Source organism: Streptomyces sp. NPDC026246 (assembly GCF_055567995.1).
Window position 1 is genome coordinate 552,549 of sequence record NZ_JBVHPJ010000002.1, and the last position, 23,205, is coordinate 575,753.

Annotated in this window: 26 protein-coding genes and 2 tRNA genes; 19 read left to right on the forward strand and 9 right to left on the reverse strand. The window is 72.3% G+C overall.

Translation table 11 applies throughout. The features are described from left to right. Positions 1 to 171: 171 nt before the first annotated feature. Positions 172 to 244: transfer RNA gene (locus ACZ4M5_RS06570), tRNA-Arg, on the forward strand. 180 nt (positions 245 to 424) lie between these two features. Here the strand turns inward: ACZ4M5_RS06570 and ACZ4M5_RS06575 are convergent. Beyond that, complete coding sequence (locus tag ACZ4M5_RS06575; RefSeq protein WP_467733716.1) at positions 425 to 883, reverse strand: hypothetical protein; 459 nt, start codon at positions 881 to 883, stop codon at positions 425 to 427. Between the two features lie 537 nt (positions 884 to 1,420). Beyond that, a complete protein-coding gene (locus ACZ4M5_RS06580) occupies positions 1,421 to 1,924 on the reverse strand; it encodes a GGDEF domain-containing protein (RefSeq protein WP_467733718.1) in 504 nt (167 codons plus the stop codon). 222 nt (positions 1,925 to 2,146) lie between these two features. On the opposite strand from ACZ4M5_RS06580, the gene ACZ4M5_RS06585 reads away from it, so the two are divergent. The 3 genes from ACZ4M5_RS06585 to ACZ4M5_RS06595 all read left to right on the forward strand — a co-directional run bounded on the left by ACZ4M5_RS06585 (position 2,147) and on the right by ACZ4M5_RS06595 (position 4,541). Continuing rightward, positions 2,147 to 2,848, forward strand: a complete 702-nt coding sequence (locus ACZ4M5_RS06585; RefSeq protein WP_467733720.1) for a class I SAM-dependent methyltransferase — start codon at positions 2,147 to 2,149, stop codon at positions 2,846 to 2,848. A 269-nt stretch (positions 2,849 to 3,117) separates the two neighbouring features. Further along, positions 3,118 to 3,444, forward strand: a complete 327-nt coding sequence (locus ACZ4M5_RS06590) for a hypothetical protein (protein WP_467733722.1) — start codon at positions 3,118 to 3,120, stop codon at positions 3,442 to 3,444. 719 nt (positions 3,445 to 4,163) lie between these two features. Beyond that, positions 4,164 to 4,541, forward strand: a complete 378-nt coding sequence (locus ACZ4M5_RS06595; protein WP_467733724.1) for a DUF6083 domain-containing protein — start codon at positions 4,164 to 4,166, stop codon at positions 4,539 to 4,541. A gap of 217 nt (positions 4,542 to 4,758) precedes the next feature. On the opposite strand, the gene ACZ4M5_RS06600 is transcribed toward ACZ4M5_RS06595, so the two are convergent. After that, positions 4,759 to 5,229, reverse strand: coding sequence for a hypothetical protein (locus ACZ4M5_RS06600; RefSeq protein ID WP_467733726.1), 471 nt, complete (start codon positions 5,227 to 5,229; stop codon positions 4,759 to 4,761). A gap of 386 nt (positions 5,230 to 5,615) precedes the next feature. On the opposite strand from ACZ4M5_RS06600, the gene ACZ4M5_RS06605 reads away from it, so the two are divergent. From ACZ4M5_RS06605 to chpF, 7 genes are all read left to right on the forward strand, one after another. After that, complete coding sequence (locus ACZ4M5_RS06605; RefSeq protein WP_467733728.1) at positions 5,616 to 6,041, forward strand: hypothetical protein; 426 nt, start codon at positions 5,616 to 5,618, stop codon at positions 6,039 to 6,041. Positions 6,042 to 6,230: 189 nt separating this feature from the next. After that, a complete protein-coding gene (locus tag ACZ4M5_RS06610) occupies positions 6,231 to 6,854 on the forward strand; it encodes a hypothetical protein (protein ID WP_467733730.1) in 624 nt (207 codons plus the stop codon). 77 nt (positions 6,855 to 6,931) lie between these two features. Beyond that, positions 6,932 to 7,013, forward strand: a tRNA-Ala gene (locus tag ACZ4M5_RS06615). Positions 7,014 to 7,065: 52 nt separating this feature from the next. After that, positions 7,066 to 7,371, forward strand: a complete 306-nt coding sequence (locus ACZ4M5_RS06620; RefSeq protein WP_467733732.1) for a hypothetical protein — start codon at positions 7,066 to 7,068, stop codon at positions 7,369 to 7,371. Between the two features lie 161 nt (positions 7,372 to 7,532). Beyond that, complete coding sequence (locus tag ACZ4M5_RS06625) at positions 7,533 to 7,679, forward strand: hypothetical protein (RefSeq protein ID WP_467733734.1); 147 nt, start codon at positions 7,533 to 7,535, stop codon at positions 7,677 to 7,679. Positions 7,680 to 7,695: 16 nt separating this feature from the next. Beyond that, complete coding sequence (locus ACZ4M5_RS06630; RefSeq protein ID WP_467733736.1) at positions 7,696 to 8,655, forward strand: D-2-hydroxyacid dehydrogenase family protein; 960 nt, start codon at positions 7,696 to 7,698, stop codon at positions 8,653 to 8,655. Positions 8,656 to 8,818: 163 nt separating this feature from the next. Beyond that, positions 8,819 to 9,100: a chaplin ChpF gene (gene chpF, locus ACZ4M5_RS06635; RefSeq protein WP_467733738.1), complete on the forward strand. Its 282-nt coding sequence runs from the start codon at positions 8,819 to 8,821 to the stop codon at positions 9,098 to 9,100. Positions 9,101 to 9,192: 92 nt separating this feature from the next. Here chpF and ACZ4M5_RS06640 read toward each other — a convergent pair whose 3' ends face one another. The 6 genes from ACZ4M5_RS06640 to chpG all read right to left on the reverse strand — a co-directional run bounded on the left by ACZ4M5_RS06640 (position 9,193) and on the right by chpG (position 12,914). Then, entirely contained in the window at positions 9,193 to 10,059 is an 867-nt protein-coding gene (locus tag ACZ4M5_RS06640; protein WP_467733740.1) for a tyrosinase family protein, read from the reverse strand. Then, on the reverse strand, positions 10,043 to 10,537 hold the full coding sequence (locus tag ACZ4M5_RS06645) for a tyrosinase family oxidase copper chaperone (RefSeq protein WP_467733742.1): 495 nt from the start codon (positions 10,535 to 10,537) through the stop codon (positions 10,043 to 10,045). Before ACZ4M5_RS06645 ends, ACZ4M5_RS06640 begins: the two co-directional genes overlap by 17 nt. A gap of 114 nt (positions 10,538 to 10,651) precedes the next feature. Then, positions 10,652 to 11,170 (reverse strand): hypothetical protein, encoded by a 519-nt coding sequence (locus ACZ4M5_RS06650; protein ID WP_467733744.1) that lies wholly within the window; start codon positions 11,168 to 11,170, stop codon positions 10,652 to 10,654. 173 nt (positions 11,171 to 11,343) lie between these two features. Then, entirely contained in the window at positions 11,344 to 11,628 is a 285-nt protein-coding gene (locus ACZ4M5_RS06655; protein WP_467733746.1) for a hypothetical protein, read from the reverse strand. A 169-nt stretch (positions 11,629 to 11,797) separates the two neighbouring features. After that, on the reverse strand, positions 11,798 to 12,427 hold the full coding sequence (locus ACZ4M5_RS06660; RefSeq protein WP_467733748.1) for a hypothetical protein: 630 nt from the start codon (positions 12,425 to 12,427) through the stop codon (positions 11,798 to 11,800). Positions 12,428 to 12,674: 247 nt separating this feature from the next. Further along, positions 12,675 to 12,914: a chaplin ChpG gene (gene chpG / locus ACZ4M5_RS06665; protein WP_030838293.1), complete on the reverse strand. Its 240-nt coding sequence runs from the start codon at positions 12,912 to 12,914 to the stop codon at positions 12,675 to 12,677. A 473-nt stretch (positions 12,915 to 13,387) separates the two neighbouring features. On the opposite strand from chpG, the gene ACZ4M5_RS06670 reads away from it, so the two are divergent. The 8 genes from ACZ4M5_RS06670 (at position 13,388) to ACZ4M5_RS06705 (ending at position 23,181) form a co-directional block, all read left to right on the forward strand. Continuing rightward, positions 13,388 to 14,551 (forward strand): glycosyltransferase family 4 protein, encoded by a 1,164-nt coding sequence (locus tag ACZ4M5_RS06670; RefSeq protein WP_467733750.1) that lies wholly within the window; start codon positions 13,388 to 13,390, stop codon positions 14,549 to 14,551. After that, on the forward strand, positions 14,548 to 15,972 hold the full coding sequence (locus tag ACZ4M5_RS06675; RefSeq protein WP_467733752.1) for an exopolysaccharide biosynthesis polyprenyl glycosylphosphotransferase: 1,425 nt from the start codon (positions 14,548 to 14,550) through the stop codon (positions 15,970 to 15,972). Before ACZ4M5_RS06670 ends, ACZ4M5_RS06675 begins: the two co-directional genes overlap by 4 nt. Before the next feature lie 6 nt (positions 15,973 to 15,978). Then, positions 15,979 to 17,322, forward strand: coding sequence for an O-antigen ligase family protein (locus ACZ4M5_RS06680; protein ID WP_467733755.1), 1,344 nt, complete (start codon positions 15,979 to 15,981; stop codon positions 17,320 to 17,322). Between the two features lie 494 nt (positions 17,323 to 17,816). Continuing rightward, the gene (gene murJ, locus ACZ4M5_RS06685; RefSeq protein WP_467733757.1) at positions 17,817 to 19,505 is read left to right on the forward strand and encodes a murein biosynthesis integral membrane protein MurJ; all 1,689 of its coding nucleotides are present in this window, start codon (positions 17,817 to 17,819) and stop codon (positions 19,503 to 19,505) included. Beyond that, positions 19,489 to 20,286 carry a polysaccharide deacetylase family protein gene (locus ACZ4M5_RS06690; protein WP_467733759.1) on the forward strand — a complete coding sequence of 266 codons (798 nt, stop codon included), beginning with the start codon at positions 19,489 to 19,491 and terminating at the stop codon, positions 20,284 to 20,286. Before murJ ends, ACZ4M5_RS06690 begins: the two co-directional genes overlap by 17 nt. Continuing rightward, positions 20,283 to 21,434 carry a glycosyltransferase gene (locus ACZ4M5_RS06695; protein WP_467733761.1) on the forward strand — a complete coding sequence of 384 codons (1,152 nt, stop codon included), beginning with the start codon at positions 20,283 to 20,285 and terminating at the stop codon, positions 21,432 to 21,434. The genes ACZ4M5_RS06690 and ACZ4M5_RS06695 overlap by 4 nt, the downstream gene beginning before the upstream one ends. After that, entirely contained in the window at positions 21,431 to 22,081 is a 651-nt protein-coding gene (locus ACZ4M5_RS06700; RefSeq protein ID WP_467733763.1) for a YveK family protein, read from the forward strand. The genes ACZ4M5_RS06695 and ACZ4M5_RS06700 overlap by 4 nt, the downstream gene beginning before the upstream one ends. Further along, positions 22,078 to 23,181, forward strand: coding sequence for a GNAT family N-acetyltransferase (locus ACZ4M5_RS06705; RefSeq protein ID WP_467733765.1), 1,104 nt, complete (start codon positions 22,078 to 22,080; stop codon positions 23,179 to 23,181). The genes ACZ4M5_RS06700 and ACZ4M5_RS06705 overlap by 4 nt, the downstream gene beginning before the upstream one ends. The last annotated feature ends 24 nt before the right edge of the window (positions 23,182 to 23,205 follow it).

The window sequence follows — 23,205 nt, forward strand, 5'->3', positions numbered from 1 at the left end:
CGATGCACGATTCGTACCTGCCTGCGATTATCAGGACCGCTTCACCGAACCTCCACATCGAGCCACGGAGGCGAAGCAACAGGGACAAGGACGCGGGAGCCCTATCCTTGTCCCCGGCAACGTCACGGTTCGGCCCACACCCGGGCACCACGACAGAGGCCACCACACCCGGCCCCCGTAGCTCAGTGGATAGAGCAGGCGCCTTCTAAGCGCTTGGCCGCAGGTTCGAGTCCTGCCGGGGGCGCAAGTCTCCGCCCTCCCCTTGGGGAGGGCTTTTTGCTGGTCAGGGTGAGTGCGGGGCGTCGCGGCGAAGCCCCGGAAACCCTCTTGATGATCAAGGGTGGGCTCCGGGGCTGTCCGGCTGTTACCGGGTTTTTGCGGGTGGCCGTGTCGAATACGTGTCGAAGTTCTGAGCTCGGCGGCGTCAGCTGGTGGACGGCTGGTCGGGGAGATCTCCGGCAGCTTCGAGCCGCCTCTTCAGGTCGGGCAGCTGGCCCTCGACGCAGCGGGCGTAGGTCGCCAGGAGCACGGCAACACTGTTTCCGGCCCACTCGGCCACCTGGGCGGGTGGAATCCCGTCGTTCAGCCACTTCGTCAGGCGCGTGTTGCGGTTGTCGTAGACGCGCCGCCCGGTCGGTGATTCGAAGACGTGCGGGGGCAGTACGGCCTTTCGAGCGCTGCGCCACGCTCGACGGATGACGCAACCGGCGAGGATGCCGCCGGACTCGCCTTGGAACAGCAGGTCACCGGGCTTGAGCTGTTCGCCCTCGATGTGCTGCCGCAGGATGCGCGTGAGGGCGGGATGCCCGGGGACAGTGCGCGTCTCGCCCTCCGCACGGCCTTTAAGGTCCCGTTGCTCGTGGATCTCCCCGTGTCGGTCCACTGCTTTCCGACCTCAGGGGTCGCCGTGTGGATCAGCAGCTCACACCACTGGTCGGCGGCTTCGGGATCGGGCAGGGCCACGTCCTCCACTCGCATCGCTACGGCCTCCTCGGGCCGGGGACCGCAGTAGTACAGCGTGGCGAAGAAGGCGTGAAGTCGCTCGCCACCGCGTGGCCGGCGCCGTACCCAATCGAGGATGGCCGCCGCTTGCTCCGGGTTAAGCAGGGACCGTTTGTCCACGGCGTTCGTGGTCTTTACGACGGCCGTCGACTCCTTGCCCTTGGGAAGCGGGTTGGTCCGTAGGATGCGCCGCCGGATCGCGTACTTCATGGCGACGTTGGTGATGGTGCGCAGGTAACCGCGCGGGTTGCGGCCGCCGAGGGTGACAGCGACCGTGGCGAAGCCGTCGCAGGCCGGGCAGATACGTCGTGAGGGTGGGGTGTGCTGGGCCATGATGGTGGTTCCTTTCGATTGCGGTTGGAGGGAACGGCCCCGGGTGGCGGCGTGCTTGGCGGCTTGTGCGCCACCCGGTGGCCGATCAGTGAGAGAGGCGCGAGTCCCGGCGGCCACGGCCCTTGGCCGCGTACATGGCCGCATCGGCGGCGGCGAGCGCATCGGTGAGCAGCGGCACCGGCAGCTCGGCGACGCGGCAGACTCCGACCGACGCGGCCAGCGGCAGCAACCTTCCGGCGTAGTCCAGCGGCCGGTGCAGTGCGGCAGTGAGCGCGCCGAGCTCGGCATCGGTTAGGTCCTGGACGACGGCGACGAACTCGTCCCCGCCCAGGCGTCCGGCGGTGCCGTTGCGGCCGCACCAGGCCCGGAGCCGGTCGGCGGCGGCGACGAGGGCAGCGTCCCCGGCAGCGTGGCCGTGGGTGTCGTTGAGCGTCTTGAAGTGGTCGAGGTCGACCAGGAGCACGGCGGCTGCCGGGTGCCGGCGGACGCAGTGTTCGGCGCGGGCGGTCCATCCAGCGCGGGTGTGCAGACCGATCAGCGGGTCGCGGCGGGCGGAGGCGAGCCGGTGGGCGAGGACGCTCCCGTGCACAGCCCAGCCCACTCGCTGCGCCAGGCCGTGAACCTCTGCAACAGGTACGCCGACCGCACCCCCGACGTAGTAGTTGGCGAACCGGCCGAGGGTGAACCCGCCGATGTCGTGGGCCCGCCCGAAGTCGAAGCCGAACAGCTTCAGGTCGGGGATGGAGGGGATGCCGGTCCGTCGTCCCGTCGGCGGGATAGCGTCGGCAGGTGATCAATAAGTGGGGCGGGTATGACGAACACGGATGAAGGTCTGACGCGGGTTCGTGAGGTGCGCCACCGACTCGCGCAGGAGGGGCCGCCGAGGACCCGAGACCATGAGGGAGACTTCGAGACCGTTACGGTGCCCGAACGCCACTGCGACCAGCTGCGCGACCTGATCGTGTCCGAGGGAGCCGAGAAGGTCGTCGAGGTCGGTCTCGCGTACGCAAGTTCTGCGCTCGCGATCGGTGAGGCCCTGGCGATCGTCAACCGTCCGTTTCCTCGACACATCATCATCGATCCGTTTCAAGAGCGCGAGTACTCCAACGCAGGCTGGGATCTCATGTGCTCTGCGGGGCTGGACTCGATCGCCACGCTGTTGCTTACTCCTTCATCTATCGCGCTCCCGCAGCTCCTCACCGAAGGTTTCATCGCCGACGCAGCATTCGTGGACGGCAGTCACCGGTTTCACGAAGTCTTCGTTGATCTCTACTTCTTGCGCAAGATCGTCCGGCCTGGGGGGCTAGTCGTCATCGACGACGACTGGTGGCCCTCCGTGCACACAGCCGCGCACTACTACGAGCGAAACCTAGGATGGACAGCGATCCCCGACGCCTTCCCTGGCGAGGGGATTGGCGTCGGACCTCAGGGCATACAGGGGGCTCGCTGCAAGGCCTTTCGCTTGCCTGACCCCTCGTTCGAGCCTTCCTTCGAAGACTTCAGTGCGTTTTGACCCAGACCGAGTACAGCTGGGAGTCCTTACTGGCTGTAGTCATTCTGAGGTCCGCCTCAGGGCCTGCAAGGGCGCGGATGGGGGAAACCCTTGTCAAGACCGCGTGCAACGGCTGACACCAGCGCTGACACCAACAAGCACGAACAGCAGCGGTCGACGAAGGCGCAGAGTGGACGATTGGCCGAGGCGCAGGGGCGGTTGGTCGACGTTGGCGGACCCCGACGATCGACCTGATAAAGATAAGGCCACATCTCAAACAAGGGGGCGGCATGACCTTATTGCGATGCGAAGCCACTCGCTGGGTACACGAGTACGACGACGGTTCCTATCCTGGGTTTGTCGAGGTGCACCTCACCGACGCCCATGGCCGACAATGGACCTTCGTCGACAAGGTGCCAATCTTCGATGACGGGGATGCACTGAGCCCCCAAGCGGCGTACCCCGTCGCCGTGGCGATGTACTGCGTGATCTTGAGTCGCACCTCAGATCCGGACGGCAACGAGGTCGTCACGATCTCTACGGGCGGGCGGCCTGAAGCGACAGAAGGCGACCGGACCGAGTTCGACGTTCGACCCGATCAGCTAGTGGAGCCCTGACCCAGCAAAGGGTGGCCTGGGGCGACCTTCGGTCGTGCCACTCTCCTGCCAGAACGGGCGGGGACTTACGGGGAACCAGGGTTCGTCAGGGCAGCGCAGACAGCCAACGCTCAAGGCAGAGAATCCCCAGGCCACGCACGTGATCGCCCAACCTCGCTCCTTAAAGCGGTGGCTGTTCGCTCGCTACTCCTGGACGGGGAGATCAGGATGGTTGGCCAGAAAGATCATGTAGGTGATCGCCGCTGCCGCCCCCAGGAGGGACAACCCGGCCCCCACCACAGCTCGCGTCGTACTACCTCGCCCCGACTTTGATGCGTGGTACTCGACACAGGCCCGCCCAAGGCCGACGAATGCCAGGGGCAGCGAGACGAAGCTGACCAGTATCCAGAACGGGAAGCAGAGCCAGCACGCCAAGGAGGCCCCGCCGAACCAGACCGCAAGCTCTGCTTTCTCTCGTATCTCGTCCGGTCCGCCAACAGGAATCATGGACTGATCCAAGCAGAGCCTTCTGGCCGTACAGCAGCGCGGTACAGCAACCGTCGCGCCCCGAGCCAACCGCCAGCAGTCGCGTGCGACCGGCCGCCCAGCTGATCCGACCAGAGTGACCGGCGTGCCCATAGTTCGCATCGAGAAGCGGCACCCGGGGCCCCGGCGCAAGTCGGGGTCCTTCGTCATTCTTAAGGGCCAAACACCTATGCCCGCTGAAATAGGCCGATCTCATGGCAGTGTTCTGCCAGGCATGCTGGAACGTCTTCGCCAACGAGATGGCCCTGACAGATGGAGCCACCGCTCCCCCGAGGCCTGAACCGGATCCCGACGAGGTGTCATGGATCGAGCCTCCGACTTGCCCCAAGTGCGGCACGTTTGTGCGGATCTACCCGACGACGTACGACCGTTGGGTCAGCCTCGCCACCGTGGAGATGCCCGCCAAGGACGCCCCAGAGCCCTTCCGCTGGCGTCTGATGAGGCTGCCGGGGCAATCCCGCATCACGACCGATATCGTGACCGTCCGGGTCCGTGGAATCGATCCGCTGCCCGGCGAGCCTGTTGTGCCGGCTCACCGCATGACGTGCGTCCCCGAGCCGGACGACCGGTAGCTCACTGCGGAGAGCAACCCGTGCCCCCAACGTGCCCGATCGAGCGGCACCCCGCGGGGAACAACGGGGAACCTCGGCAAGCGCCCCGAGAACCGGCAGGTCAACGTCTCGCCCGCTCAGGCGCCATCCGCATACGCGATCTTCCAAACTCCAGGCGCCGCGCGCCGGCACTTGGGCCCGGGCCATTGAGACTCCACTGACCTCACGCGGGCAGGTGTCAGACAGCAGCGCTATCGCTGTCTGACACGCCAGAACGATTAGCAATCGGTCCTATGCGTCGTCCTCGAGCATCACGCTCCGCTTTGACAAAAGCGTCAGGAAAGGAGATCAGACCAACGGCAGCAAACGGGACGGCGATGACAAGACCTGACCACCACCACCCACCGTTGCTGATGGCCATCCATGTGAGGAAAGCTGCGCCAATGCACATGACCATGGACGCAGTCACGCCAGCCCAGTCCCTGGCGCGGCTCTCCGGCGTATTGCCAGCGATGTACCGCCTCAGCGAGTCCTCGACCCGGCTCTGAAGCGGCGCCCGGAGCTGGCTGCCCTCCGGTAGCGACGCAAGGATGTCTAGCTCCCGCTTGATCTCCTCTGCTGCATGCACGTTGGGACTGCGGGTCTGGAAATAGAGGCCAACTAGACCAGATGCAGCCACGACTGCGGCGGCAAGAGGTTCGTAATCCATGGCCGGATGATCGCAGGGGACGACCCGATGTGTCTGGGGATACCCAGGATCGACAACAATCAGTGCTAGATCAACATGGCGAGTTAGTTGCTGACGCATGGATCACGGCTCATAGAAGGGACCTCTCCGGGGTCCCTGGGCCGTCCGAGACTCCCCGACGCCAACCACCGACGACCGACAGTGACAGACGAGCCACAGCCGCCAGCAGCGAACCCCCAGGTCAGAGCCCCCTGCCGTACCCGATTCCCCCAGGGGTGGCGGTCGGGCAAGATGGGGTGTTTCTCGCCGTGACCTGGAGCTGCGGTGACTAGCCCATCGAGCGATTGTGGGCACTGCGCCGGCACTGTACGTTCCGCTCACGGATCTATGTAGCTCAGGGGGCGGGGATGTCTGGATACGGCCGCGCGGACAGTGAATGGGACGAGCTGGCACATGCCGGTCGTGGCTTCCTCATGGAGCGAGCGAAGCTGGGCAAGCTCACCTCGTACACGGAGCTCAACGTGACTCTGGCCAGGCGAACCGGCTGCCGTCCCTTCGACTTCGAGCGTGCTGACGAACGGGCCGCGATGGGGCATCTGCTCGGACTGATCGTGGAACGAGACCAGGAGATGGCCCCCTCAGACCCGCCTGTCATGCTCTCGGCCCTGGTGAACTACCTGGGTGCCAACGACGCTGGCTCTGGCTTCTATCAGTTGGCCAAGGAGCTTCAGCTTCTGCCCATGAGCGCGTCGGCCGATGAGAAGTTCGGCTTCTGGGTCAAGCAAGTGAAACAGCTCTACGAACGCCATGGAGTTGGTCCAGCAGGGGCCTAAGATCAAGCACCTTGAGTGTCTAACTGCGTGACAACGCCGACAGGCCGCGGCGGACAACCGCGCACACCTGCGGTCCATCGCAGCATGTGAGAGGCACACCGCCCCATGGTCAGGCGCCCACCCAAGTTGCTTCGGGACGAAGCGGTTGAACTTCAACCTGGCAGGGTCGAGCTGCGGTTAGATGGCCGCGTGGCAGTAGCTGAACTGATCCTCAAATACGTTGAGGCACTTGTCTGGCCCGTAGTGACATTGGTGCTTGCCTGGGCGTGCAGGCATCACCTCAAGCGAGCCTTCGCTCGTATGACGCGGCTGGAGACCCCTGCTGGGGCGATCGACTTCGCTGAAGAAGCACGACGCACGTTCGACGGCACCCGGGAGCAGACCTCGTCGTCACCTCCAGGAGAGTCCGGACGGCCGGCCAGGTCCCTGCCCTCACAGGCGGGCAGTGTTGTTCGCCCTCACTTGCGCGCACGCTCCACTCAACACGAAGCTCTCGACCAGGCGCTGGACCTGGTCGGTAGTTCTCCTGATAGTGCCGTGATGCTTGCCTGGCGGGCTGTCGAGGTCGCATACCGCGATCTGCTCGGCGGTACACGGTCCGTGCAGGAGGCCGCACGGCAGCTTGAAGCGAGGGGTCTGCCGCACTCAGTCGCTGAGACGATGGTCCGTCTTGCGCGACTGCGAGCTCGGGTCTCCCACGGTGATCACACCGTCTTCCCGGACGCGGCCTTCGACTTTGTCGCCAGCTGCGAAGTCGTGCTTGACCATCTGGAAGCCATCGGTCGACCCAGCGTCGAACTCTCAGAGCGCTGATGCGAAGCACGTCAGTGCCCTGGCCTGTCGAATGCGTGTCGAAGTAATCACCCGTTCAAGCTTGGCAGGCGAAGACGGCCAGGTGAGAGGTGGTCACCGACTGATCTGCCCCAGCGCCTTGCAAGCGCTTGGCCGCAGGTTCGAGTCCTGCCGGGGGCGCAAGTCTCCGCCCTCCCTTCGGGAGGGCTTTTTGCTGGTGGAAGGGGGCGTCGTGAGATCGCTGACGAAGCTCTTCGCGACGCTCCGGAACACGCACGAGGCACCGGGCGACGAGACGTTCGCCGGGGAGAGGCCGTGCGCGTGCTCGCCCGCGTGGCCGGCGCTCGAGACGACCGCGAACGGCTACGTGATGCGCGCGCTGCCGTCGTCGCACTACAGCATCATGACGAACCCCGAGACCGGGACGTTCGTCGCCCGGTGCGCGGGATGTCACGCCAGGTACCACAGCCCCTGGGTGCTGGACACGAACGAGCCGATGCCCTACGCCTGGGCGCGGCACTCCGACGAGCCGCGCTGATCCCGGCAGCAGGAGCACGCCCCTGACCCACCCCTGCGCCTTCCCGCGTGCTCGGCCGCAGGTTCGATTCCTGCCGGGGGGACCCCTATATGCTCCACAACATGTCGGACGAAAGACCGCGGACCTGCCCCCAGTGCGGTGGAGGCCTCACCATCGGTGCCATGGTCCTCTCCAGGCGCGAGGAGGACGACCGGCGTGTCTGCCGCGAGGTCTCGGCCTGCGACAGTCAGCACATCTGGTGGATGTGGTCGGACGGGCTCTACGGCGGTCTGCAACCGTGCCCGTACCCGAAGTTGCTCACAGGCTGACCGAAAGGGGCGAGGCGTGCGCCTGCGTTGTGCCGTGCTCGACGACTTCCAGGGCGTGGCGGGCGAGTCCGCCGACTGGTCTGCGGTCGCGGACGAGGTCGAGATCGTGTCGTTCGGCCGGCACCTCGACGGTGAGGACGCCCTCGCCGAAGCCCTGGCCGACGTCGACATCGTGGTGACGCTGCGCGAACGCGTCCCCTTCCCCGGCTCGCTGATCGCGCGCCTGCCCAGGCTGAAACTGATCGTCGCCTCCGGGATGCGCAACGCGGTCATCGACTACGCGGCCGCCGAGGCGCACGGCGTCACGGTGTGCGGCACGGCCAGTTCCTCCACCCCGCCCGTCGAACTGACCTGGGCGCTGCTGCTCGGCCTCGCCCGCGGCATCGTCGAGGAGAACAACGCCCTGCGCTCCGACGGCCCCTGGCAGAGCACGGTCGGCGCCGACCTGTACGGCCGCCGGCTCGGCCTCCTCGGCCTGGGGAAGATCGGCGCCCGGGTGGCACAGGTCGGTCTCGCCTTCGGTATGCGGGTGAGCGCCTGGAGCCGGAACCTCACCCGCGAGCGCGCCGACGAGGTGGGAGTCGAACTCGCCGCGTCGAAGGAGGAACTGCTCGCGGACAGCGACTTCGTCTCCGTCCACCTCGCCCTCGGCGAGCGCACCCGCGGTCTGCTGGGCGCCGCCGAACTCGCCCTGCTCAAGCCGACCGCCTACCTGGTCAACACCTCGCGCGCGGCGATCGTCGACCAGGACGCCCTGCTCGACGTGCTGCGGGCGGGCCGGATCGCCGGCGCGGGGGTCGACGTCTTCGACGTCGAGCCGCTGCCCGCGGACCACCCCATGCGCACCGCACCGCGCCTGCTGGCCACCCCGCACCTGGGGTACGTCTCCCGCGCCAACTACGCCACCTACTACGGCCAAGCCGTCGAGGACATCCGCGCCTTCCTCGACGGCTCCCCCGTGCGGCGACTCCCCTGAGACGCCCCCCGAGTCGCCATGAGCACGGCACCTTCGGGGCCCGTCCGCCTTCAGGACGGGTGATCCGGCCATGATCGCCGTGACCCTCCGTCAGCGGGCGCGTTGAACGGGAAGCACGGTGGCGCCACCTGCCCCCGTGCTCACCGATCAGAAGGAGTACGTGATGTCTCGCATCGCGAAGGCGGCCGGCGTCGCACTCGGCACGGGTGCCGTGGTACTGAGCGGGGCCGGGCTGGCCATGGCCGACGCGGGTGCCCAGGCCGCGGCCGTCGGGTCGCCGGGCGTCCTCTCGGGCAACATCCTCCAGGTGCCGGTCCACATCCCGGTCAACGTCTGCGGCAACACCATCGACGTCATCGGGCTGCTCAACCCGGCGTTCGGCAACCAGTGCGAGAACAAGGACGACGACAAGCACCACTCCGGTGGCTACGGGTACGGCAACTGATCCGCACGCCCCCGTGCACAGCCTGTGCACAACGAGGAGCCCCGGCACCTGACGCGCCGGGGCTCCTCTCACGTGTGATGCGGCCGGCCGCGTCACGCGTACCGGTAGATCCGCCCGTGGTCCTCCAGCTGGTCCGGTGTCAGGTCCCAGGGCGGGAGCCGCTCGTGCCGCGCCACGACCCGCCGGTACTGCGCGCTGCCCCGCGCGGGCGGCTTCGCCGGGAGGTAGCGGTGCTCGCGGTGACGCTGCTGCCAGCGGGACCACACCAGGTCGACGAAGGCGTGGTGCAGCCAGAAGACCGGGTCGTTGACGGAGGCCCCGCCGACCATGGCCCCGCCGACCCAGCGGTGCACGCGGTTGTGGTTGAGCCAGGAGGCGCTGCCCCGCCCGCTCCCCCACCCCTCCAGCTTGTTGCGGAAGCCCTTGCGGACCGTGGAGTCCCAGGGCGAGACGTCGTAGACCGGGTCCTTGAGGGCCTGCTCCAGCTCGCTCTTCGTCGGCAGCTGGATCGGGTCGCGGGCACGGCCGAGGTCCCGGGTGAGGAACTCCTCGTCCGTCACGCCCTCCTTGATGGTCCAGTTGCCCTGCGCGTAGGCGAACGGCCCGGTCATCACCCGGCGGTCGGAGCGCCGGCCGGTTCCGCCGAGGAGGTCGTCCGTCCAGGGCGTGGACGTGGCCGAGCGGTTGCGCGTCCAGTCCCAGTACGGCACCGACACCGACGCGTCGACCCGCCGCAGGGCCGTCTCCAGCTGCAGCAGGAACTGCCGGTGCCAGGGCAGGAAGGAGGGCGCCATGTGGGCCGTGCGCAGACCGTCCTCGCCGTCGGATGCGTAGTACTCGATGTGGGTTCGCACGAACTCGTCGTACTCGCCGCGCCGCTTCACCTCCAGCAGCGCGTTGACGAACCGGCGCTTCTCGCTGCCGGTGAGCGTGCTGACGTCCTTACGCGTGTACGCCATGTGCTCCCCCGTCCCACTGCCCCGGTCCGTGGCCGGGCAGGTCGCGCAGGCGCTGCCCGGGGCCGAGTTCGTCGACGGCCGCCCGGGTCGCCGCCAGGGGGGTGGGGTAGGAGCGGTAGTGGTCGACCATGCTCAGCCAGGTGCCGTCGGCCCGGCGCATCAGGTGCAGCGGTCGGCCGTCCACGGTGACGTGCCACTGCTCGTCCCCGGAGGCCTGCTCGGGGACGAGCGGCACGCCCTGGATGCGGCGGCCCCGGTAGGTCTCCTCGAACCCGCCCTCGCCGGTCCACAGGTCCGGGTTCCCGCCGTCCGCGGCCTCGGGCTCCCCGAACCGGGTGGCCGCGACGACGGGCACGGCCGCGGCGCCCAGCGCCACGGCCAGCAACCCCCGCACGAGACCCCGCCGGGTCCGCGGGGCCGGACCCCCCGCCGCTTCACGCTCGGCTCCCACCGGTACTCCGCCGGCCGCTGTGACCATCCTGTGCTCCTCGTGCTCGGTGCCCGTCGTCGGTGTCCGTAGCGCTAACAGCCCGAAGGCCCCCGCGGTCACCGCCGCGGGGGCCACACGAGAACTCCCGGCACGGGCGTGCCGCTACAGCCCGGGGCCGATACCCAGGTCCGCCGTCGGCACGGTCTGCACCAGCGGGGCGAGCAGGCCCACCTGCGGCAGCTGCGCCTGCGGCAGGCCGAAGCCGGCCGGGTTGGGCGCGCCGACCGGGGCGTCGACCGACAGGCCCGGGGCGAGGGTGTCCAGGTCGGAGGCGGGGGCGTCGACACCCAGGTGGTCGAAGCCGGCACCGAGGACGTGCGGCAGGGGCGCCCGTACGTCGGCGCCGGGCAGCCCGCCGTGGACGGGCAGCTGCGGCACGGTCCGGTCGGGCAGGAGCCGGCCCTCGACGTAGCGGGGACCGTCGGGCGAGCCCGGCACGGGCAGGGGGAGGTGTCCGGTGGCCTCGGGCAGCTCCATGTCGAGCGCCTTCTCGGCGCCGCCCAGCGGCAGCGGGACGGGGACCGTGCCGACCGCGGCGGCGGGGGTCGCGGCGGCGGCGCCGGCCGCGGCCGCCACACACGTCAGCACTGCGGCGAGGGTTCCTCGGGTGGTCGACTTCATCTGGGGTGCGGTCCCTTTCCTGGGTCGGGGGCTCGGCGTGCGTACCGAGTAACGAGCCGGGGAACCGCACGAGGGCACAATTCCCCCGACTGCCGCAGTAATACGACGGACGCCCCGGTCCGGCGAACGCCCTCCGGCGTCCGCCGAGTGTGCCGCGGGTCGCGCCGGCGGGGTCACTTCGGCAGCGGAAGACCGCCGAGCAGGCCGCCCTTGGAGTTCAGCTTCGTCGTCGCGTGCTTCACGGTGCTGAGCACGGAGTCCTCGTTCTCGGTGTCGAGGGCGTTCGACTGGTGCTTGAGCGGCATCGGGTCGATGGGCTCCCGGGTGAGCGCGTTGACGGCGCCGTTGAGGCTGGTGGGCGTGACGTCGGCCGGGTCGTAGGCGGCGTGCGCAGGGGTGGCGGCGGCTGCGGCGGCGAGGGAACCGACGAGGACGGCGGCGGCCTTCAGGGGCTTCATCGGGGTCCTTCCTGGGCGACTGTTGTCACCGTGTGGGGTGAATGTCCGACGCCGTGCCTAACGAGGGCCGTGCGGCGCGGAAACCCCGTGACCAGAACCTCATATGAGTCGCTGAAACAGAAAGTCGTGCCGGTCGGGGGCGGCCGGCACGACGTTCGGGGGCGTGGCGTCAGGGAGCCTTCGGCAGGGCGGACAGGCCCGCCAGGTCCGGGGCGGGCAGTTCGCTGCCGACCAGGGTGGCGGCGACGGTGTTGACGAGCCCGGTGACGACCTGGTCGACCGCCGGGGTGACCTTGGCGGTGTCGCCGGAGGTCACGGCCGTGACCAGGACGTCGGTGGCCTTCTGCAGGGCGGCCAGCGCCTCGGCCGCCAGGTCCTCCGGCAGCTCGGCCCGTCCCTCGACCGGGGCGGGCAGGGTGCTGGCCTGGGGCAGCGGGCTGCTCGGGGTGGCGGTGCCGGTCGCACCGGCGCTCTGCCCGGACACCGCGGTGGCCTGGGCGATGGCGTCCTTCACCCCGGTGCTCAGCTCGGCGGCCTGCGAGGGCGGCAGCTGACCGCCCTCCGCCTGGAGCACGGCGGTCAGCAGATCGGCGACCGGCGTGAGCACACCGCCCAGGTCGCCGAGTGCCTCGACCTGCTCCAGCGTCGCGTCCGCGTCGGGGACGGGGGCCCGGGTGGCCGTGTGGGCGCGCTCCCGGTCCGGGGCGGAGTCGGCGGCCACGGCGGCGGGCCCGGCGATCCCGAGCAGCAGCGTGGCGCAGAGCGCGGGGGTCGCGATTCGCCGTGCGGGCAGACGCATGGGGGTTCCTTTCGGTGGTGCGTCGGATCTTGTGCCCACCGTGCGAGGGGTGGCCGACCTCCGCAACCGAGCGAACGCACCAGGTCAGCGGCGTCCGGGCGAGCCGGCGGTGTCCCCCCTGGTGAGGCGGCGTGCGCCTGATCCGCCCACCGGTGACCCGCCCGCCCCCGTTCGGGGCAACGCGAAACCGGCCGCCCTCCCGCGTGGGTCCCACGGGAGGGCGGCCGGCCAGGTTTCCGGAACGACGTCAGTCGTTCTCGCACTCGTTGCCGAACGCCGGGTTCAGCAGGCCGATGATGTCGACCGTGTTGCCGCAGACGTTGACCGGGATGTGCAGCGGAACCTGGACGACGTTGCCGGACAGCACGCCCGGGGAGTGGGCGGCCGCGGCCTGCGCGCCGGAGTCGGCGGCGGCGATGCCGGTGCTGCCCGCGACAGCGGCAGCGGCAGCGGAGGTCAGGACCAGGCCCTTCGCGATACGCGACATGGAGAGGTGCTCCTTGGGGGTTGACACAAACATCCGGGCGGGTGCCCGGCGCTGTGTCAACGCGTGGCGTGCACGCGAGTTGTGCCGCCAAAGGAGTGATGTCGCCGCGAACGCCGCTTCACCGGCGACGACACCCGCGCCCGGTTTCTCCGGGATCGTACGGATGGCTACTACAGTGGCGCACCTTCCCGCACACCCCTGCCGCGCGCAGTTCTGACGGTCCCTCGCCATCTTCGTGAAAGGCCTCGCCGGTCATGCGCACCTCGCATGTGCCTCGCTCGCTCTTTCGATCGGCCACCCAGGGGGGAGCACGTTCCGCGACGCCCTGCCGTGCGGTGGTGACCGCCGGGCGTCCGGCTCGTTGGCCAGCGGGACGCGGTGTGCGCCGGCGCGCTCCGCGGCGCCGTCGGCACCCGGCAGCCAGGCGCGTTCCCGCCGAACCGAGCGCCGTCCGTGAGCGAGGAAAACCGCGCATGCACCTGTCACCGACCGACCCTCCGCCACGGGTCCTGCACGTCACCCAGCCCGTGGACGGCGGCGTCGCCCGCGTCGTGACGGACCTGGTGGGTGCCCAGCTCGCCGACGGCCTGCGCGTCACCGTCGCCTGCCCCCGCAGCCCTCTCGCGGTCCGGCTGGGGGAACTCGGCGCGGACGTACGGCACTGGGCGGCCACGCGCGCGCCGGGAGCCTCCACCGCCGCCGAGACGCGCCGGCTGGCCCGGATCGTCGCGCAGGTGCGGCCCGACCTGGTGCACGCGCACAGTGCGAAGGCCGGCCTGGCCGGGCGGCTCGCCCTGCGCCGTCGCGTCCCGACGGTGTTCCAGCCGCACGCCTGGTCGTTCGAGGCGGTCGGCGGCACGGCCGCGGCCCTCGCGCGCGGCTGGGAGCGGTGGGGTGCCCGCTGGGCCGCCCGGGTGGTGTGCGTCAGCGAGGCGGAGCGCCGGCTCGGTGAGGCGGCCGGGGTCCACGGGCGGTGGAGCGTGGTGCCCAACGGGATCGACGTCGAGCGCTTCCGCCCGGCCGGCGCCGAGGCCGTACGGGCGGACCTGCTGCCGGAGGCCGAACGCCGGGGGCCGCTCGTGGTGTGCGTGGGGCGGCTGTGCCGGCAGAAGGGCCAGGACGTCCTGCTGACGGCGTGGGAGTCGGTTTTGCGGCGCGTGCCCGGGGCGCGGCTGGTGCTGGTCGGCGACGGCCCCGACCAGGGCCGGCTGCGGGCCCTGGCGCCCTCCTCCGTGCGGTTCGCGGGGGACGTCGCCGACGTCGTGCCCTGGTACCAGGCGGCGGACCTGGTCGTGCTGCCCTCGCGCTGGGAGGGCATGGCCCTGGCGCCGCTGGAGGCCATGGCGTGCGGGCGGCCGGTGGTGGTGACGGACGTGGGCGGGGCCCGGGAGAGCCTGCCGCCCGGGCTCGTGCCGCACTGTCTGGTGCCCGCCCTCGCCCCGGCGGCCCTGGCCGGGGCCGTGGCCGAGCTGCTTCTGGATGCGCCGCTGCGCCGGTCCCTGGGCGACCAGGGGCACCGGCATGTCCTGTCCACGCACGACGTGCGCCGCACGGCCCGGGCGGTCGCGGACGTGTACCGCGAACTGCTGGGCGCGCGCGCCGAGTCCACCGAGCGCAGGGAGTCAGTCGCCTCGTGACCGCGGAAAGCACCGTCCCCCCTCCCACCGGGCAGCCCCGCCGGCTCGCACGCCCGCCCGTGTCGCTGCTGCCGCCGCGCGGCACCGCGGCCGGCTTCCGCGTCCCCGAGCGGCGCCCCCCGGTCCGGACCGTGTCACCGGTGCCGCTGCTCGCCGCCGACGGGACGGCCGCCGTACTGGGCGCACTGGCGCTGTCCGGCACCCAGCGGCACCCGCTGCTGCTGGCGGTGCTGGTGACCGTGTCGCTGCTGCTGCACTCCCACCGGCCCGCCCGGCTGCCCGCGCTGCTCGACGAACTGCCCGCCGTCAGCGGGCGGATCGCGGTGGCCTGGCTGGCGCTCGGGGCGTTCACGGCGGCCTGCGTGCCGCAGCACACGCTCTCCCTGGGGACCCTGGCCACCGGGATGCTGCTGCAGACGGTGGTCTGCTGCGCCGGGCGGGCCGCCGTGCACGCCTACCGGCGGGCCGAACTGCTGCACCGGCCGCAGGCCGCGCTGGTGGTCGGACCGGCGGCGACCGCGCAGCGCGTGGCCGCCGCCGTCCTGCGCCACCCCCGTTACGGGGTGCGGCCCGTGGGGGTCGTCACCGACGAGCCCGACGGCAGCGCGGGACTGCCCGTGCTGACCACGGGCGAGGAAGTGCAGCGGGCGGTCGTCCAGAACGGGGTGCGCGAGGTGCTGGCCGTGCGGACCTCGGCCCGGGCCTCGCACGGGCCGCTGCTGCGGGCGCTGGCCGAGTCGGGCTGCACGGTGTGGGAGATCGACCCGGACGTGCCCTCCAGCCGGTCGGAGGACCGGCTCGCCGGGTTCCCCTGTCGTCGCCTCGACCTCGGGGCGCGGCTGCGCGGCAGCATCGTGAAGCGGGCCCTGGACGTCGTAGTGTCCGGGACGCTGCTCGTGCTGGTCAGCCCGCTGTTGCTGGTGTGCGCGACGGTGCTGCGGCTGACGGGCGGCCGGGGGGTCGTCTTCCGGCAGGAGCGCATCGGCAAGGACGGCCGGCCCTTCACGTTGCTGAAGTTCCGCACCCACCGCCCGGTCGACGAGCACGAGTCGGCGACCCGGTGGAGCGTGGCGAACGACCGCCAGATGCCCTGGTTCTGCCGGTTCCTGCGCCGCACCTCCCTCGACGAGCTGCTCCAGCTGTGGAACGTCCTGCGCGGCGACATGAGCCTGGTCGGCCCGCGACCCGAACGCCCCTACTTCGTCGCCCAGTTCGGCCAGACCTACCCGGGTTACGCCGCCCGGCACCGGGTCCGGGTCGGCGTCACGGGCCTGTCGCAGGTGCACGGGCTGCGCGGCGACACCTCGATCGAGGACCGTGCCCGGTTCGACAACGCGTACATCGACGACTGGTCGCTGTGGCGGGACGTCTGCATCCTGCTGCGCACGGCGGCGGCGCTCGTGCGTCCGACGGGGAGCTGACCGCGCATGACCCGGGTCGGGGCGCACGCGCCCGTACTTCCCCTGCTGGCCGTCGTCGTCCTGCTCGCCCTGCCGCTGGGGCCGGGCGGCGAGGGCGGGGCCGGTCCGGCGGACACGGTGTCCGCGCTGGTCGTGCTGTACTGCGCGGTCCGTCTCGTCCGCGACCGGCGGCGGCCCCTGTCCCCCACGGCTGCCGTGGTGCTGGGACTGCCGGTGCTGGGGGTCGCCGTCGCCTCGGCCGGGGCGGTGTCGCCGGGCGAGGGGCTCGTCGGCCTCGGCCGTTATCTCCAGGTGTTCGTGCTGGTGCCGCTGGCCGTGCTGCTGCTCCTGCGGGACCGGGCCGACTTCCGGCTGCTGGCCTGGTCGTTCGTGGGACTGGCGGTGTGGCAGGGGGCCGTCGGCGTGCACCAGTACGCCACCGCGACCGGTGCCTCGTACCAGGGCCGGCCGGTGCGGGCCGTGGGCACGTTCGGGGCGCAGGACGTGATGGGCATGGCCACGGTGGTCTCCCTCGGGCTGGTCTGCGCGGTGGGTCTCGCGCTGGGCAGTGCGCCGGTGCGGCAGCGGGTGATCGCCCTGGCGTGCGCGCTGTTGCTGCTGCCGCCGCTGGCGGTGTCCTTCAGCCGCGGGGCGTGGATCGCGACGGCGGTGACGTGCCTGGCTCAACTGCTGCTGTCCGGGCTGCGGCGGGCGCTGTCGGCCGGGGCCGTGGTGGCCGCGGCGAGCGTGATCCTGGTCGGCGGCTTCGGCGTCGGCACGGCGATGCTGCAGGAGCGGATCAGCAGCATCACGCGGGTCGCCGACGCGCCCGACCAGTCGGTGACCGACCGGTACACCATGTGGGCGGCGGCGACGGGCATGTGGGGCGAGCACCCGCTGGCCGGTGTGGGCCTGAAGGGCTTCCCCGAACACCGCGACGGGCACTCCTCGCTGGCCCTGTCGGCGGGCAGCGACACGGAGGGGGCGGGGGCGGCCTTCCGCAAGCAGCCGCTGCTGTCCCCGCACAACATGTACCTGCTGGTCCTGGCCGAGCAGGGGCTGGTCGGTCTGCTGGCCCTGGCGGGCAGCTGGCTGGCGCTGCTGCTGTGCGCGGTACGCGCCCTGTGGCGCACCCGCCGCGCGGCGGGCCCCGGCCTGGACTGCGGGCTGGTCGCCTCCGGCCTCCTGGTGTGGCAGCTGACCGACTTCGCCTACGCGGACATCGGCGGCCCGTCGACGGTCCTGACGGCGATGTGCTTCGGCCTGGCGGCGTGGTGGGGTCTGTCGGACCGGACGGGTCTCGCCGCGGCCGGACCTTCCGTCACCGCGCCGGACGCCCGGGGTGCGGCACAGGAGGCGCCGGCACGATGACGGTGACGCCAGCACAGACGGGCGCGGGCGGCGGAACGGGGTTCCCCGGCCCGGCGCCGGCGACCTGGGGCCGCTCGGCGATCCCCCGCATCCCCGCGGCCGCCCGCCCACGCGAAGCCACCGCAGCCGAACCGACCCCGCCCACCGGTCCGACTTCGCCTGCCGGGCCTGCTCCGACCACCGAACCGGCGACTCGGGGCCCTTCGGCAGGCCCCCGCATCCCGACCGCCGGACGCCCACGCGAAGCCACCCCCGCCGACCCGACCCCGCCCACCGGGCCGACTTCGCCCGCCGGGCCTGCTCGGGCCACCGGACCGACTCCGCCCGCCGGGCCTGCTCCGACCACCGAACCGGCGACTCGGGGCCCTTCGGCAGGCCCCCGCATCCCGACGGCCGGACGCCCACGCGAAGCCACCCCCGCCGACCCGGCTCCAGCCCCGGCCACCGGGCCTGCCCCGGCCAGCGGAAATGTGCCGCTTCCCGCAAGGCCGGGCATGCCCGCCCCGGCGAACGGGCCCCGCACATCCCCGGCCGCAGGCCCGCCGGTTCGGGATCCGGCCTCCGCCGGCGCCACACCTCCCGACCCCGGCCCCGACCCTGGCTCCACGGACGCGCCCGTCACGCGTGGGTTCCTCGCCCGGGCCGCCGCGCTCACCGCCGTGCTGTCGGCGGCGGGGGCCCTGCTCGGGCTGGTACGGGACCAGACTCTGGCGCGGATGTTCGGGGCCGGGAGCGCGACGGACGCGTTCCTCGTGGCGTGGACCGTGCCGGAGTTCGCCGCCACCCTGCTCATCGAGGACGGGCTGGCGATCGCCCTCATCCCGGCGTTCAGCATGGCCCTGGCCCGGCGTGCCGGGGGTGTCGCCGGGGACCCCGTCCGCTCGCTGGTCGCGCACACTCTGCCCCGGCTGGCCCTGGCCTTCGCCGCCGTGGCCGCGCTCCTGGCCGTCCTCGCACCCCAGCTGGTCGCCGTCCTGGCGCCCGGTCTGCCCGACCCCGGGCTCGCGGTCGACTGCACCCGGCTCACCGCCACCTGCGTGCTGACGTTCGGGCTCGCCGGCTACTGCAGCGCGGCCCTGCGCGCCCACCGCCGGTTCCTCGCCCCGGCGGCGATCTACGTCGCCTACAACGCGGGCATCATCACCGCCGTGCTCGTGCTGGGCGCGCGGTGGGGCGTGCGGGCGGCGGCGGCCGGCGTGGCCGTCGGCGGCTGCCTCATGGTGCTGGCGCAGGTGCCGGTGCTGTGGCGGGAGTTGCGCCACAAGGGCGTACCGCTCACGCAGCCGCACGCCGGGGCGGGCGACGGGCGGGCGATGGGTGTCGCGCTGCTGGCCGCGGTCCTGCTGTTCGCCCTGTGCCGCCAGTCCCAGGTGCTGATCGAGCGGTTCCTCGGCTCCACGCTGCCCGCCGGTGCCATCTCGCACCTCAACTACGCGCAGAAGATCACTCAGATCCCGATGACCCTGTCGCTGATGCTGTGCACGGTCACCTTCCCGGTGGTCGCCCGGGCCCTCGCCGACGGGGACACGGAACGGGCCCGCTCCCGGGTCGAGCGCGACCTCGCACTGGCCGCCTCGATGGTGCTGGCCGGCGGGGCGGTGGTGGTGGCCTGCGCCCCGCAGATCGTCGAACTGCTGCTCCAGCGCGGCGCGTTCACCGCCCGGGACACCGCGGCGACGGTCGAGGTGATGCGCGTCTACGCCCTCGGCCTCCTCGCGCACACCCTGGTCGGCGCCCTGATCCGCTCCTACTTCTCGGCCGGGCGTGTCACCTGGTTCCCGCTCGGCGCGATGGCCACGGGCCTCGCCGTCACCGCCGTGGCGGGCGTCTGGACGGTGGGGCCGTGGGGCGTACGCGGGATCGCCGCCGCCAACGCGGCCGGCATCACCGTCACGGCCGTGCTGCTGCTCGCCGGGCTGGCCACGCGCGGCGTCCCGGTCCGCACCCGGCGGGTCTGGGCCGAACTCGCCCGGTCGGTGGGCGCGGCGCTGCCCGCGGCCCTCGCCGGTGCCTGGGCGGCGGGCCGGTCCGGCTCCCCCGTGCTCGGCCTCGCCGCCGGTGCCGTCACCGTCGCCGTGGTCTTCCTCCCGCTCGGTCGCGCCCTGGGCGACCAGGGCTGCGTCACCGCGCTGCAGTCCCTCCGTTCCGTCTCACGAAGGTTTCCTCATGGCCGCACCCGTTGACTCCTCCGGCGCCGGGACCGGCGCCCCAGCCGACGCCGCACCCGATCCCGGAACCGGCGCCGCATCCGGCCCGGCCCTGTTCGTGGCGATGTACCACTCCGTCGGCGACCCCACGGACGACCCGTACCGCGTGACGGTCTCGCCCGAGCGGCTCGACCGGCAGCTGCACTGGCTGCGGCGGCGCGGTCTGCGCGGGGTGTCCATGGCGGACCTGCTGGCCGCCCGGGCCCGGGGCGCCGGCCACGGCCTGGTCGGGCTCACCTTCGACGACGGGTACGCCGACTTCGTCACCGAGGCCCTGCCCGTGCTGCGCCGGCACGGCTGCGGAGCCACCCTGTTCGTGCTGCCGGGCCGGCTCGGCGGCGACAACGCCTGGGACCCGCTGGGCCCGCGCAAGCGGCTGCTGACCGCGGAGGGCGTCCGGCAGGCCGCGGCCGAGGGCGTCGAGATCGGCTCGCACGGCCTGACCCACGTCGACCTGACCGAGGCCGACGACCTCACGCTGACATCGGAGACCGAGGGCAGCAGGACCGTGCTCGCGGAGCTGACGGGCACCGCGCCCGCCGGCTTCTGCTACCCGTACGGCACGCTCGACGCCCGGGCCGTGGAGGCCGTGCGGGCGGCGGGTTACACCTACGGCTGCGCCATCGACCCCGGCCCGCTCGGCGGTCCGCACGCCCTGCCCCGGGTGCACATCGGCCAGAACGACACCGGCGTACGGCTGTTCCTGAAGTACCGGCTGCACCGGCTGCGCCGCCGAGCCGTCCAGGAGCCGCGGTGAAGGCCCTGCACATCATCACCGGCCTCGGCGTGGGCGGTGCGGAACAGCAACTGCGGCTGCTGCTGCGGCACCTGCCCGTCGACTGCGACGTGGTGACGCTGACCAACCCGGGCGCGGTCGCGGCCGGGCTCGCCGCCGACGGGGTGCGGGTGCACCACCTCGGCATGGCGGGCAACCGCGACCTGGCCGCCCTGCCCCGGCTGGTGCGCCTCATCCGCCGCGGCGGCTACCAGCTCGTGCACACCCACCTGTACCGCGCGTGCCTGTACGGCCGGATCGCCGCGCGCCTCGCGGGGGTCAGGGCCGTCGTCGCCACCGAGCACTCCCTGGGCGACTCGCAGATGGAGGGCCGGCCCCTGAACGCCGGGGTACGTGCCCTGTACCTGGCGGGTGAGCGGCTCGGCCGCACCACGGTCGCCGTGTCCCCCACGGTCGCCGAGCGCCTGGAGCGCTGGGGCGTGCCCGGTCCGCGCATCGAGGTCGTGCCCAACGGCATCGACGTGGCCCGCTTCCGCCACGACCCGGCCCGCCGCGCCGAGACCCGCCGCCGGCTGGGCCTGCCGGACGACGCGTACGTCGTCGGCGCGGTCGGCCGCCTCACCCCCGGCAAGCGTTTCGGGACGCTGATCCGGGCGCTGGCCCACCTGCCCGCCGACCACCGGCTGCTGCTGGTCGGCGCCGGCCCCGAGGAGGACGTGCTGCGCCGCACCGCCCGGGCGGCCGGGGTCGCCGACCGTGTGCTGTTCACCGGCGAACGCCCCTATGTCCCCGACGGCACGCCCGGGCCCGACCTGCCGTCGCTGACCTCCGCGATGGACGTCCTGGCCTCGCCGTCCGCGGAGGAGGCGTTCGGCCTGGCCGTCGTGGAGGCACTGGCGGCCGGACTGCCGGTGCTCTACGCCTCCTGCCCGGCCCTGCAGGACCTGCCCGCGTCGGCCGCGCCCACCGCCCGGCACGTCACCGGCGGGCCGGACGTGTACGCCCGGGCCCTGGCGGACGTCCGCCGGCAGGGGCCCGGGCCGCGCTCGGTGCCCGAGGCCGCCCGCCACTACTGCATCACCCGCAGCGCCGCCCGGCTCATGGACGTCTACGCCGCCGCGGTCGCCCGTCCCCTGCCCGCCCCGTCCCAGGAAGCCCGCACCTCATGACCGACACCCCCGCACGGCAGCACCGCCAGGCCTCCGCCCTCACCCGGTCCCTGCCCCCCTGGTCCCTGCTCGCGGCCGGGGCCGTGGCAGGCGGTCTGCTCGGGGGTGCGTACGGACTGGTCCGGACACCCGAGTACACGGCGACCAGCTATGTCGTGGCCGTGCCGACGGCGAAGTCCGACACCTCCACCGCCCTCGGCTTCGCCCAGGCCTACGGCCGGGTCGCCACCCAGCTCGCGGTGCTCGGGGACGCGCAGGTGTGGGCGGGCGTCCCCGTGGAGACCCTGCGGGGCGGTGTCCGGACCGCGACCTCGCCGGACGCGCCGATGGTGGCGGTCACGGCGACCTCGGAGCGCCCGGAGCAGGCCGCCGACATGGCCAACGCCGTGGCCCGGGCGCTGACCCGGCACGCCGAGGACGCCGAGCCGTCCACCCACGTCGAGCTGCGGCAGTTCGCCCGCGCGGTGAGCCCGGACGAACCGTCCTCGGCGTCCGCCGGGGTGACCGGCCTGGTCGGGACGAGCGCGGGCGGGCTGCTGGGCGGGCTGGCGCTGCTGGTCCGGCCGCGGCGGGCCACCGGCAGCCCCGGCCGCCCGGCCTCCGTGCCCGGCCCGGCCTTCGCCGCCGACGCGCAGCGGCAACTGTGACGTACCGCGCCGAACTGGTCACCGGAGAGCGGGACTTCGCGCGGCTGGCCGACGACTGGAACCGGCTGCACCGGCACTGCGCCTGCGCCACTCCGTTCCAGAGCCACGCCTGGCTGCACTCGTGGTGGCGGTCCTACGGGCAGCACGCCCGGCTGCGGCTGGTGCTGGTGCGCGCCGCGGACGGCGAACTGGTCGCGGCGGCCCCGCTGATGCGCGTACGGCGTCCGCTGCCCGCGCTGGTGCCGCTCGGCGGGGCGGTCTCCGACTACGGGGACGTGCTGCTGGCCGACGAGCACGGCGACGAGCCGCTGGCGGTGCTGTCCGGCGCGCTGTCGGACGTGGCCCGCGGGGCGCTGATCGACCTGCGCGAGGTACGGCCGGGTGGCGTGGCCGAGCGGCTCTACGAGCAGTGGCCCGGCCCCCGGCGGCGGGTGGACGACTCGGTGTGCCTGGAACTGCCGGCCGCGCCCATGAGCGAGCTGATCGCCCGGCTGCCGTCGAAGACCCAGCAGCGGCTGCGCGCCAAGCTGCGCAAGCTGGACGCGCTCGGCGTCCAGCGCCATGTCGTCGCCCCCGGCGGGGTCGAGGCCGCGCTGGTGCGGCTGCTGGAGCTGCACCGGCTGCAGTGGCAGGGGCGGAAGGTGACGTCGGAGCATCTGCGGCCCAGGTTCCGCGAGCACCTGGTGCGTGCGGTCGGCGCGATGGTGTGCTCCGGTGACGCGGTGGTGACCGAGTTCCGGCTCGACGACGAGGTCGTGGCGGTCGACGTGACCCTGCTCTCGCCCCGCCTCGCGGGCGGTTACCTGTACGGCGCGCACCCGGTGCTGCGCGAGCGCAAGGCGGACGTGGCGGCGATGCTGCTGGACTCGACGGCCACCCACGTCAAGGACGGTGTGCCGGGCACGCTCAGCCTGCTGCGCGGCAACGAGCCCTACAAGCACCACTGGCGTCCCCGGCCGGTGGTCAACCAGCGGCTGCTGCTGGCGCGCCGGCACGCGGCGCCGCTGCTGGCCGCCGCGCTGTGCGACGCGACGGCACGCCGGCACGGCAGGGAACTGCTGCGCGGACCGCGCGCACGCGACCGCGGCGGCCGGCCCTGACCGGGCCCGCCGCCGCGGCACGCA

Bases quoted from the DNA above. Each gene is read 5' to 3' on its own strand.
- ACZ4M5_RS06670 (WP_467733750.1), top strand. From the start codon at position 13,388: ATGCACCTGTCACCGACCGACCCTCCGCCACGGGTCCTGCACGTCACC.
- ACZ4M5_RS06660 (WP_467733748.1), bottom strand. From the start codon at position 12,427: ATGCGTCTGCCCGCACGGCGAATCGCGACCCCCGCGCTCTGCGCCACG.
- ACZ4M5_RS06585 (WP_467733720.1), top strand. From the start codon at position 2,147: ATGACGAACACGGATGAAGGTCTGACGCGGGTTCGTGAGGTGCGCCAC.
- ACZ4M5_RS06595 (WP_467733724.1), top strand. From the start codon at position 4,164: ATGGCAGTGTTCTGCCAGGCATGCTGGAACGTCTTCGCCAACGAGATG.
- ACZ4M5_RS06655 (WP_467733746.1), bottom strand. From the start codon at position 11,628: ATGAAGCCCCTGAAGGCCGCCGCCGTCCTCGTCGGTTCCCTCGCCGCC.
- ACZ4M5_RS06680 (WP_467733755.1), top strand. From the start codon at position 15,979: ATGACCCGGGTCGGGGCGCACGCGCCCGTACTTCCCCTGCTGGCCGTC.
- ACZ4M5_RS06690 (WP_467733759.1), top strand. From the start codon at position 19,489: ATGGCCGCACCCGTTGACTCCTCCGGCGCCGGGACCGGCGCCCCAGCC.
- ACZ4M5_RS06625 (WP_467733734.1), top strand. From the start codon at position 7,533: ATGGTCCTCTCCAGGCGCGAGGAGGACGACCGGCGTGTCTGCCGCGAG.
- ACZ4M5_RS06600 (WP_467733726.1), bottom strand. From the start codon at position 5,229: ATGGATTACGAACCTCTTGCCGCCGCAGTCGTGGCTGCATCTGGTCTA.
- ACZ4M5_RS06605 (WP_467733728.1), top strand. From the start codon at position 5,616: ATGTCTGGATACGGCCGCGCGGACAGTGAATGGGACGAGCTGGCACAT.
- ACZ4M5_RS06590 (WP_467733722.1), top strand. From the start codon at position 3,118: ATGACCTTATTGCGATGCGAAGCCACTCGCTGGGTACACGAGTACGAC.
- ACZ4M5_RS06640 (WP_467733740.1), bottom strand. From the start codon at position 10,059: ATGGCGTACACGCGTAAGGACGTCAGCACGCTCACCGGCAGCGAGAAG.
- murJ (WP_467733757.1), top strand. From the start codon at position 17,817: ATGCCCGCCCCGGCGAACGGGCCCCGCACATCCCCGGCCGCAGGCCCG.
- ACZ4M5_RS06645 (WP_467733742.1), bottom strand. From the start codon at position 10,537: ATGGTCACAGCGGCCGGCGGAGTACCGGTGGGAGCCGAGCGTGAAGCG.
- chpG (WP_030838293.1), bottom strand. From the start codon at position 12,914: ATGTCGCGTATCGCGAAGGGCCTGGTCCTGACCTCCGCTGCCGCTGCC.
- ACZ4M5_RS06700 (WP_467733763.1), top strand. From the start codon at position 21,431: ATGACCGACACCCCCGCACGGCAGCACCGCCAGGCCTCCGCCCTCACC.
- chpF (WP_467733738.1), top strand. From the start codon at position 8,819: ATGTCTCGCATCGCGAAGGCGGCCGGCGTCGCACTCGGCACGGGTGCC.
- ACZ4M5_RS06650 (WP_467733744.1), bottom strand. From the start codon at position 11,170: ATGAAGTCGACCACCCGAGGAACCCTCGCCGCAGTGCTGACGTGTGTG.